The 10,346-nt window shown below is 74.9% G+C and carries 10 protein-coding genes; all 10 read right to left on the bottom strand.

Going from position 1 to position 10,346, the window contains the following annotated elements; all coding sequences use genetic code 11:
* Positions 1-101: 101 nt before the first annotated feature.
* The 10 genes from ACFPM7_RS14550 to ACFPM7_RS14505 all read right to left on the bottom strand — a co-directional run bounded on the left by ACFPM7_RS14550 (position 102) and on the right by ACFPM7_RS14505 (position 10,330).
* Entirely contained in the window at positions 102-905 is an 804-nt protein-coding gene (locus ACFPM7_RS14550; RefSeq protein ID WP_378248090.1) for a siderophore-interacting protein, read from the bottom strand.
* 1 nt (position 906) lies between these two features.
* Positions 907-1,152 carry an MbtH family protein gene (locus tag ACFPM7_RS14545; RefSeq protein ID WP_378248088.1) on the bottom strand — a complete coding sequence of 82 codons (246 nt, stop codon included), beginning with the start codon at positions 1,150-1,152 and terminating at the stop codon, positions 907-909.
* A gap of 102 nt (positions 1,153-1,254) precedes the next feature.
* Positions 1,255-2,931 carry an ABC transporter ATP-binding protein gene (locus tag ACFPM7_RS14540; protein ID WP_378248086.1) on the bottom strand — a complete coding sequence of 559 codons (1,677 nt, stop codon included), beginning with the start codon at positions 2,929-2,931 and terminating at the stop codon, positions 1,255-1,257.
* Positions 2,924-4,564, bottom strand: coding sequence for an ABC transporter ATP-binding protein (locus ACFPM7_RS14535; protein ID WP_378248084.1), 1,641 nt, complete (start codon positions 4,562-4,564; stop codon positions 2,924-2,926). The genes ACFPM7_RS14540 and ACFPM7_RS14535 overlap by 8 nt, the downstream gene beginning before the upstream one ends.
* A 44-nt stretch (positions 4,565-4,608) precedes the next feature.
* Complete coding sequence (locus tag ACFPM7_RS14530) at positions 4,609-5,685, bottom strand: FecCD family ABC transporter permease (RefSeq protein ID WP_378248082.1); 1,077 nt, start codon at positions 5,683-5,685, stop codon at positions 4,609-4,611.
* On the bottom strand, positions 5,682-6,719 hold the full coding sequence (locus ACFPM7_RS14525) for a FecCD family ABC transporter permease (RefSeq protein WP_378248080.1): 1,038 nt from the start codon (positions 6,717-6,719) through the stop codon (positions 5,682-5,684). The genes ACFPM7_RS14530 and ACFPM7_RS14525 overlap by 4 nt, the downstream gene beginning before the upstream one ends.
* Entirely contained in the window at positions 6,716-6,931 is a 216-nt protein-coding gene (locus ACFPM7_RS14520; protein WP_378248078.1) for a phosphopantetheine-binding protein, read from the bottom strand. The genes ACFPM7_RS14525 and ACFPM7_RS14520 overlap by 4 nt, the downstream gene beginning before the upstream one ends.
* Positions 6,928-8,583 carry a (2,3-dihydroxybenzoyl)adenylate synthase gene (locus tag ACFPM7_RS14515; protein ID WP_378248395.1) on the bottom strand — a complete coding sequence of 552 codons (1,656 nt, stop codon included), beginning with the start codon at positions 8,581-8,583 and terminating at the stop codon, positions 6,928-6,930. The genes ACFPM7_RS14520 and ACFPM7_RS14515 overlap by 4 nt, the downstream gene beginning before the upstream one ends.
* A 5-nt stretch (positions 8,584-8,588) precedes the next feature.
* Entirely contained in the window at positions 8,589-9,263 is a 675-nt protein-coding gene (locus tag ACFPM7_RS14510) for an isochorismatase family protein (protein ID WP_378248076.1), read from the bottom strand.
* Positions 9,260-10,330, bottom strand: a complete 1,071-nt coding sequence (locus tag ACFPM7_RS14505) for an isochorismate synthase (RefSeq protein WP_378248074.1) — start codon at positions 10,328-10,330, stop codon at positions 9,260-9,262. Before ACFPM7_RS14505 ends, ACFPM7_RS14510 begins: the two co-directional genes overlap by 4 nt.
* Between the last annotated feature and the right edge of the window lie 16 nt (positions 10,331-10,346).

Raw genomic sequence — 10,346 nt, 5'->3', positions numbered from 1 at the left:
GGACGGGGCTGGCTGGGGATCGGGCATGGAGCGGGTGACCCTTCCGGGCGCGGTCGTGGGGACCACCTGACGCTGCGGGTGGCCCGGGGGGTGTTCTCGGGCTAGTCCTCGTCCTCGGCTTGGCCGCGGCGCCAGTAACCGCTGAAGTAGAGGCGCTGGCGCGACAGATCGCGCTCGATGGCCAGGTGGGCGCGCACGTCGCGGACCATGCCCGCCTCGCCTGCCACCCAGGCGTAGGTCGTCGGGGCGATGTCGGTGAGCGCGCGGACGGCCGCGGCGGTCAGCTCGGTCGTGCCGGGCTCGGCGTCACCGCGGTGCAGCCAGGTGACCGCCAGGTCGGCGGCCGACGGCAGCGGCTGTTCCTCGCCTGCCGAGCCCACCTCGATGAGCACCCGCACCGGCAGGCCCGCCGGCGCGGTCTCGGCGATCCCGGCGATGGCGGGCAGCGAGGTCTCGTCGCCGACGAGCAGGTAGGCGGTGGTGTCGGCGGGCGGGGTGAAGCTGCTCAGGCACCCGTAGAGCCCGACGTCGTCGCCGACCTTCGCCGCCCTGGCCCAGCGCGCGGCCGGGCCGTGGTCGCCGTGCAGGACGAAGTCGATGTCGATCTCGCGCTGCTCCGGCCGCGCCGCCCGGACGGTGTAGGTGCGCACGACCGGCCGCAGGCTCTCCGGCAGCGCCCGGACGGCGTCCCAGAAGGGGACGTCGTCGGGCACGATGACGGGGGCGTCCGGGGCGGGCGGCAGCAGCACCTTGCACCGCGGCTCCGGCCCGACGGCCTGGTACTCGGCCAGGTCGGGGCCGGTCAGCGTGATCCGCGCGGTGGTCGGGGTGACCATGGCGCGGCCTGCGACGGTGAGCCGGTAGGGCCGCAGGGTCTCGCGGCCCCGGGCGGGCGCGGCGGCCACGTCAGGCGCCCGCTGCGGGCCGGGCCTGCTGGGCGGCGGAGTCCATGCGCTCGGCGAGGCTGCGCGGGCGCATGTCCGTCCACTCGCGCTCGATGTGGTCCAGGCAGGCCTGGCGGGTGTCGGGCCCCAGCGCGATGGTCCAGCCCGCGGGGACGTCCACGAACGTGGGCCACAGCGAGTACTGGCCCTCGGCGTTGACGAGAGCGTGGAAGGTCCCGTTCTCGTCGTCGAAGGGGTTGGTCGACATTGCCTCTCCTCGCGGTTGAGTGTAGTTAGGCTAACCTAATGTTTCCGGCGGATGCAGTTCTATGCCCGCCGCTGCGGGCTCGGTCACAGAGGGCGGCGCGCCTCACGACACCGACCCCCCGGACAGCCGAACCAGCTGCGGCAAACGCGCGATGGTGGCCTCGCGGTGGGCGATGACGATCAGGGTCCGGCCGCTGCGCAGCCGCTCGACGGCCCCCTCCAGCCGCTCGGAGGTCTCCGGGTCGATGTCGGCGGTGGCCTCGTCCAGGATCAGCACGGCGGGATCGACGAGCGCGGCCCGGATGAGGCCGATGATCTGCTGCTCGCCCGCCGAGAGCCGGTCGCCGCGCGCGCCGACCGGGCTGTCGAGGCCCTCGGGCAGCCCGGCGACCCAGCCGGTCAGCCCGAGGTCGGCCACGGCGCGGTCCATCGCGGCGCGGTCGGGCTCGGTGGGCGCCAAGGCGAGGTTGTCGGCGACGCTGCCCTCGACCATGTGCACCCGCTGCGGCACCAGCACGATGGCCCTGCGCAGCTCGGACTCGGCCAGCTCGTGCAGGTCCACGCCACCGAAGCGGACGGTCCCCCGGTCCGGCCGGTAGAGGCCGCTGAGGATCTTCGCCAGTGTCGTCTTCCCCGACCCGGTGTGCCCGACGAGCCCCGTCCTGCTGCCCACCGGCAGGTCGACGGAGATGTCGCGCAGCACGGCGACGCCGTCCACATAGGAGTACTCAAGTCCGGTGGCGGTCAGCTCGCCGCGCGCGGGCGCGGCGGCCTTCCCGGAACCGGCCTCGGTGTCCGTCGCGTCGAGCAGGTCGTGCAGGCGGGCCAGGCCGGTGCGCACCATCTGCAGCTCGGCCAGCAGCTCGGACAGCCCGAGCATGCCCTCGAACAGGTTGCGGGTGGCGAGCACGAACACCACCACCGTGCCGACGGTGATCGCATCGACCGACACCAGCCACACGCCGAGCACCAGCAGGACCGCCGTCGACAGGCCCTCCAGCAGCGTCATGCCCTCAAGCCGGTTGCGCACGGCCACGGTGCGGCCCGCGGTGCTCAGCACCTGGTCGTTCGCGCCGCGGAAGCGCAGCAGCCGGGCGGCGACACCGCCGTTGACGCGCAGCGCCTCGCGTGCGGTGACCAGCTCGGTGAAGTGCGCGGTCATCGTGGCGTCGGCGGCGGCCTGCGCGCCGTAGGCGTCGTCGGCGTCGCGGTCGAACCAGCGCAGCACGAGGATCGCGGCGGGCACGAAGACCACCAGCACGATCCCGGTCAGCAGCAGCGAGTGCACGGCGAGCACGACCACGGTCAGGGTCAGCGCGATCCCCACGCCCAGCAGGTCGGGCAGGCTCGCCCTGACGAACTGGGCGAGGTCGGCGATCTCGCCGGTGCCGCGGCGCAGCAGGTCGCCGGTGCGGTGCGCCTCGATGAACCGCAGCGGCGCGGACGACAGCCTGCGCACGACCAGCTCGCGCAGCCCCCGGACGATGTCCTCGCCGACCTTGGTCAGCTGGAGTTCGGCGGCGGCCAGCAGCACGAACCGGGCCAGGGTCAGCACGACCAGGGCGATGACGGCGAACCACAGCCCGTCGCGGTCCCCGGCCAGCACCGAGTCGACGGCCTGGCCGATGACCGGCGCGATGGCGACCACGGCGGCCGTGCTGAGCGCGGTCGTCAGCAGCGCCAGCAGGATGCGCGTGCGGTGCGGGCGCAGGTGCGGGCCGAAGCGGCCGTAGACGCCCTTGGTGGGCGGCTCCTCCGAGAGCAGGCGGACCTCAGCCACCGATGACCTCCATCCCCGCGGGCGCGCCGAGGCGCACCACGCGGTCGGCCGCCGCCACCACGGCGGGGCGGTGCGAGACGAACACCAGCGCGGTGTCCGGGGCGTGCGTGCGCAGGCGCCGCAGGATCGTCGCCTCGGTCTCGGTGTCCACAGCGGACGTCGCGTCGTCCAGCAGCAGCACGGGCGGGCGGGCCAGCAGGCCGCGGGCCAGCGCCAGGCGCTGCGCCTGGCCGCCGGAGAGGGTTTCGCCGCGCTCCCCCACCGGGGTGTCCAGCCCCTCGGGCAGACCGTCGACGAACTCGTCCAGGCAGGCCGCCCAGCACGCCTCGACCACGTCCGCGCGGTCGACCGAGCGGCCGAGGGCGATGTTGTCGGCGATCGTCCCGGACACGACGACCGGCCGCTGCGGCACGAGCCCGACCCGCAGCCACACCTGCTCGGGGTCGGCCTCGCGCAGGTCGACGCCGCCGAAGCGGACGGCGCCGGAGTCCGGGTCGTCCAGCCTGCACAGCACCCGGGCCAGCGCGGACTTCCCCGACCCGGTCGGCCCGGTCACGACCAGCAGTTCCCCGGGCCCGACGGCGAGGTCGACGGGACCGGCGATGACCCGGCCCCCGCGCACCACGCTCACACCCTCGGCGCGGAGCTGACCGGTTTCGGGCAGCTCCACCGGCTCGGCGGGCGCGGCGACGGCGGGCCGGGCGGCCATGACCTCGGCGAGCCTGCGCACCGCCACCCTGGCCTGGCCCCGGTTGACGAGCAGGTCGACCAGGACGGTGACCGCCGTGGTCAGGGTGACCATCCACGACACGAACGCGACGAGCCCGCCGACGGTGATCCGCCCGTCGATGGCGGCGAACCCGCCGATGCCCATGCCGACCGCGATCGCCATGCGCAGCACCGCGGGCGGGCTGGAGACCCACCACGCCGAGACCCGCGCGACGCCGATGGTGTGCCGGGTGACGTGCCCGCTGGCCGCGTCGTGCCTGCGCACCAGGACGTGCTCGCCGCCGAGGCCGCGCACGGCCGCGCTCGCCGACAGCAGGTCGGCGACGGTGTCGGCGCGGTCGCCGTGGGCGGCGGACAGCTTCTCGTTGGCCCGCCGGTAGCGGGCGGGGAACTGGGCGTTGAGGACGCCGAGCAGCGGCATCGCGACGGCCACGACCCACAGCAGCGCCGGATCGAGCAGGGCGATCGCGGGCACCACAGCGACCACGGTGACGATCACCCTCGCCCACCGGGTCAGCCCCTGCACCCAGCCGGTGATGAACTCGACGTCGCGGGTCACCCGCATCGCCAGGTCCCCCTCGCCGAACTCGGCGGCGGCGGCCCGGTCGAGGCCGACGGCCGCCGCGGCGAGGTCGGTGCGCAGGCGGTGGCCGATGCGGTTGGCCGCCAGGTTCGACCACCACGACGCGGCCACGCCCGCGGCCATCATCAGCACGGCGACCGCGGCGGTGATCCCGGCCCACAGCCAGGTGCGGCCCGCGTCGCCGGGCGTGATGCCGTCGTCGAGGCCGTGCTGCACGCAGAAGGGCAGGGCCAGCAGTGCGGTCTGCTGCACGGCCGAGGCCGCCAGGCCCGCGCCGTAGGTCAGCCGCTCGCGCAGCAGCAGGCTCCTGAGCAGGTCCACGCGGTCTTCCTCCACAGTCGTTCCGGGGGTGCCGGTTACGCGGGTCAGCGCCATCCGGACCGCCATTCCCTGGCGAGCAGCCAGGCCAGGTACACCCCGCCGACAGCGGCGGTCGCCACGCCGACGGGCAGGGTGTTCTGCCCGAAGAAGCGCTGCGAGAGCACGTCGCTGAGCAGCAGCAGGAACGCGCCCATCGCCGCGGCCGGCACGAGCCCTGGCCCGGTCGAGCGGCACAGCCGCTTGGCCACCTGGGGCGCGGCGAGCGCGACGAACCCGATCGGCCCGGCCGCCGCGGTCGCCGCGCCGGTCAGCGCGACGCTGACCACGACGAGGGCTAGCCTGCTGCGCTCGGGCCGCACGCCGAGCGCGGCGGCGGTGGCGTCGCCCATCTCCAGCAGGGACAGCCGCCTGCCCAGGGCGATGGCGGCGGGCAGCAGCACGGCGACCGCGCAGGCGATGAGCAGCACCTGGTCCCAGCCGCGGCCGTTGAGGCTGCCCATCAGCCACACCTGCGCGGCCTGCGCCTGCCGCAGCCCGGCGCGGGTCAGCACGAAGGTGTTGACCGAGGCCAGCACCGCGGACACGCCGATGCCGATGAGGATCAGCCGGTAGCTCTGCACCCCGCCGCGGTAGGCGAGGACGTAGACGACGACCGCGGTCGCGATCCCGCCGATGACCGAGCCCGCCGCGATGGCGAGCATGCCGCCGCCGGTGCCGATCAGCACCACGATCGCGCCGGTCGCCGAGCCCGCCGAGAAGCCGATGATGTCCGGGCTGCCGAGCGGGTTGCGCGACAGGCTCTGGAACACCGCGCCGCTGACGGCGAGCGCGGCCCCCACCAGCACGGCCGTGGTGAGCCTCGGCAGCCGCAGGTCGAAGACGACGTACTCCATGCCGCCGGTGCCGAAGCCGTTGAGCGTGTCGACGATCTGGCCGACGGTGAGCGGGAAGTCGCCGGTCACCAGCCCGAGGACGTACACGCCGAAGGTCCCCGCGAGCAGCAGCACCACCACGACGACCGAGCGCGGGTGCACCCGCACCGACCGGTCGCCGAGGCGGGCCACCACACCGGACAGGACCGTCGTGTGCACGCGGGACTTGCCCACCAGCCGGGACGTCACGCCGCCACCAGCTTCCTGCGCCTGCACAGGGCGATGAAGACCGGTGCGCCGAGCAGCGCGGTGACGATGCCGACCTCGATCTCCCGCGGCGACATCACCAGCCTGCCGAGGACGTCGGCCATGAGCAGCAGGGTCGGGGCCAGCACGGCGCAGTAGGGCAGGACCCAGCGCTGGTCGGGGCCGGTGATCGCGCGCGCAATGTGCGGCACGGTGAGCCCGATGAACGCGATCGGCCCGGCCAGCGCCACCGACGCCCCGCACAGCAGCGTGATCGCCAGGACGCAGCCGACGCGCACCTGCCCGACCCGCACGCCGAGCGCGCGCCCGGTGTCCTCGCCGAGCGCGAGGGCGTTGAGCGGCGCGGCGAGCAGCGCGGCGACCCCGAGCCCGGCGCACACGAAGGTCGAGACGGTCATGACGGCGTCGAGGTCGCGGCCGTTGATGGACCCGATCTGCCAGAACCGGAACTGCTGGAAGGCGGCCGGGTCCAGCAGCAGCACCGCGGCGACGACCGCGCCGAGCGCGGCGCTGATGGCCGCGCCCGCCAGCACCATGCGCTCGGGCGTGACCATGCGCCCGGTCGCGCCCAGCAGGTAGACCAGCACGGACGCGACGGCCGCACCGCCGAAGGCGAACCAGATGTAGTCGCCGATGGCGGTCACGCCGAACAGCGAGAGCGCCGCGACGACCGCGGTGGACGCGCCGATGTCGACACCGAGCAGCGACGGGTCCGCGAGCGGGTTGCGGGTCAGCGCCTGCATGAGCGCCCCGGCGACGCCGAGCGCGAGACCGCAGGTCAGGCCGATCAGCGTCCTGGGCACCCGGTGGTCCCAGATGATCGTGTACTCGTCGCCGGTGATGATCTCGCCGGTCAGCACCTTCCAGACGACGTCCAGCGGCAGCATCCGCGACCCGACCGCGACGCTGACCAGGCACACCATCGCCAGGACGACGACGGCGACCAGCAGCCAGCCCGCCCGTCTGCCCACCGGGCGGGAGACGGTCGGGCTCGCCGCCGTGATCGCCGTGCTCACGGGGTGAGCAGCTTCTGCCACCCGGCGAGGGTGGGCTGCTCCATCAGCGCGGCGACGTCGGCGTCGACGCCCTGCTGGCGCCAGGTCTCGGCGAGGGTCATCAGCCGCATCGAGTCCAGGCCGAGGTCGACCAGGTCGTCGTCGGCGCCGATGCCCGCCGGGTCGACGTCGAGCATCTCGGCGACGTCGGCCAGCAGCGATTCCGGGGTCATGGCTTCTCCTCGCGCAGCTGGGCGGCCACGGCCGCCCGCAGGTCCCGCTTGCTCGTCTTGCCCACCCCGGTCTCGGGGAAGGCCGCCACCACCTCGACCCGGTCGGGCACGGTCACCGCCGCCACCCCGCGGCCCCGGACGAACGCCCGCAGCTGCGCCGGAGTCGGCGCGGCGTCGGGGTCGACCGCGACGACGAAGGCGCAGCTGCGCTCACCGAGGTAGGGGTCGGGCATGGCCACCACGGCGGCGTCGAGCACGCCGGGGTGGGCGATCAGGTGGTTCTCGATCTCGTCGGCGGCGACCTTCTCCCCGCCCCGGTTGATCTGGTCCTTCACCCGGCCGCTGACCACCAGGTAGCCCTCAGGGGTCATCCGGACCAGGTCGCCGGTGCGGTAGAAGCCGTCCGCGGTGAAGGACGCGGCGTTGTGGGCGGCGACGTCGGGTCGGGTGGCGTCGTAGTAGCCGCGGATCGTGTACGGGCCGCGGGTGAGCAGCGCGCCGATCTCGCCGGGCGTGACGTCGTCGTCGTTGTCGTCCACCACGCGGATCTCGTCGTCCGGGGAGATGGGCCTGCCCTGGGTGTTGACGACCAGGTCCTCCGGGTCGTCCAAGCGCGTGTAGTTGACCAGGCCCTCGGCCATGCCGAACACCTGCTGCACCGCGCAGCCCAGCGCGGGCCCGATCCGCTTGGCCAGTTCCGGGGCGCAGCGCGCCCCGCCGACCTGGAGCACCGCGAGGCTGGACACGTCGAAGCCCGCGGTCGGCGCGGCCTGCGCCCACAGCGCGGCCAGCGGCGGCACGACCCCGGTGAAGGTGACCCGCTCGCGCTCGATCAGCCCGAGCGCGGTCGCGGCGTCCGGGCGCGGACACAGCACGACCCGCCCGCCGACGTGCAGCACCCCGAAGAAACCGGGCGAGGACATCGGGAAGTTGTGTGCGGCGGGCAGCGCCACCAGGTACACGGTGTCGCGGGTCAGCTCGCAGATCTCCGCGCTGGCCCGGACGCTGTAGAGGTAGTCGTCGTGGGTCCTGGGGATGAGCTTGGGCAGCCCGGTCGTCCCGCCGGAGAGCTGCAGGAACGCCAGGTCGTCGGCGGCGGGGCCGGGCAGCGCGCGGGCGGTGGCGCGCAGCGCGGCGAGGTCGACGGCACCCTCGGTCAGATCGCGGCCGTCGAGCACGCAGACGATCCGGTGCCGCACCGACGGCACCGCGGCGGCCACCCGCACGGCGGCCTCGGCGGCGGCGAAGCCCTCGTGCGCGTCGGAGGTCAGCAGCGCGACCGCGCCCGCCTGCTCGGCGATGTGGCGCAGCTCGGTCTCGCGGTGCGCGGGCAGGGCGAACACCGGCACCGCGCCGAGGCGGAACAGCGCGAACACGACCTCCAGGAACTCCGGCACGTTCGGCAGCTGCACCACGACCCGGTCGCCCTTGCCGACGCCGAGGTCGGCGAAGCCGGTGGCCATCGCCGATGCGCGCTCGTCCAGCTCGCGGTAGGACCAGCGGGCGTCGCCGCCGGTGAGCGCCTCGCGCTCGCCGTGCTCGGCGGCGCGGGCGGCCAGCAGCTCGCCGAAGGTCTCCCCCACCCAGTAGCCCGCGGCGCGGTAGCGCTCGGCCGTGTTCTCCGGGACCCCGACGACGGGCGCGGCGGTCACCGCGGTCACCGCGCGTCCAGCCAGCAGAGCACCGAGTCGGTCGCGGCGACCACGGCGCACCGGTTCGCCGCGTAGCGCAGCGCCATGTCGTGGTCGGCGCGGGAGAAGTCGGCGACCGCGTCGGCGACCAGGAACGCGCGCACGTCCCGGCAGAACGCCTCGGCCGCGGTGACCATGCAGCCGATGTGGGCGTAGATGCCGGTGATCACCAACTGGTCGCGGCCCTGCGCGGCCATGATGTCGGCCAAGTCCGTGCGGTGGAAGGCGTTGTAGCGCCACTTCGTCATGGTGATCTCGGCGCCCGAGGGGGCCAGCTCGTCCACGATCGCCGCGTCGGCCGGGTCGGCGCCGATGCCACGGCCCCACATGTCCAGCTGCAGGCCGCGCTGGTCCTCGCTCTGCCCGCCGGGCTGCGCCGAGAACACGACCGGCACCCCCGCGGCGCGGCAGGCCGCCCGCAGCCGGTTGATGTTGGCGAGCAGGTCGGTCAGCGGGGCCGCGTCCCGAGGGAAGGGGCGCAGGAAGTAGTTCTGCATGTCGTGCACCAGCAGCACCGCGCGCGCCGGGTCGACCTGCCACGAGGTGCGCGAGAGCGGCAGCTCGGCGGCGGTCGGCATCGGGTAGGCGTCGATGGCGGGCAGGCCAGGCCGGGTCCCCGGGTTGGCGCTGGGGGCGCTCATGCGTTCTCCTCGGCTCCGAGCGCGGACAGGAAGGTGCGGAACTTGGCGCTGGTCTCGGCCAGCTCGGCGTCCGGGTCCGAGCCCGCGACGATGCCCGCGCCCGCGAACAGCCGCGCCGTGTCGCCCGCGATCTCCCCGCAGCGCAGCGCGACCGCCCACTCGCCGTCGCCTGCGCTGTCGCACCAGCCGACCAGGCCGCTGTAGAAGCCGCGGTCGAACGTCTCGGTGCGGGTGATCAGCTCGCGCGCGGCGTCGGCGGGCGTGCCGCACACCGCGGGCGTCGGGTGCAGGGCGAGCGCGAGGTCGAGCGCGGTCGCCTCGGAGGTGGCGGTGACCCTGGTCGACAGGTGCCACATGGCCTCGGTGGCGATCAGCTCCGGCTCCGCCGGGACATCGATCGTGGCGCACAGCGGGGAGAGCGCGTCGGCGATGGCGCTGACGACGTAGGCGTGCTCGCGGCGGTCCTTGGCCGAGGCGAGCAGCTCGGCGGCGGTGGCCCGGTCGAGCGCCGGGTCGGCCGAGCGCGGCCGCGACCCGGCGAGCGGGTTGGACACGACCAGGTCGCCGCGGCGCGACAGCAGCAGCTCCGGCGTCGCCCCGACGAGGTCGCCGCGGCCGGTGGGCGCGGCGAAGACGTAGCCGTCGCGGTCGCGGGCGGCCAGCGCGCCGAGCACTGCGCCCGGGTCCAGCGGGCCATCGGCGGTCAGCGCCAGCTCGCGGGCGAGGACCACCTTCGACACCTCGTCGGAGGCCAGGGCGGCCAGTGCCGAGCGCACGCCGTCGCGGTAGGCGGCCGGGTCGCCCTCCTGGCGGACCCAGCGCGCGCGGACGGGGCGCGCCGCGGCGGGCAGCTCGGCCAGCGGGGCACCCCACCGGACCGTCTCCGGCACGGTCAGCGCGCACGCGGCGGCCGGGTCGAACGGGATCAGGCCGACGACGAGCGCGCCTGCGTCGAGGGCGGCGGGGACGGCGCCGAGGGCGCCGATCCGCTCCACCACCCCGTCGGCGGCGAGGACCCCCGCGGGGGAGGCGAAGCGGAAGCCGCCCCTCCGGTAGCCCGTGAGCAACGTCGAGCCCGCACCT

This window comes from Actinokineospora guangxiensis (assembly GCF_042657845.1).
Taxonomy (GTDB): Bacteria; Actinomycetota; Actinomycetes; order Mycobacteriales; family Pseudonocardiaceae; genus Actinokineospora; species Actinokineospora guangxiensis.
Note: the sequence above shows the minus strand (reverse complement) of the source record. Positions and strands in the feature narration are given on the sequence as shown.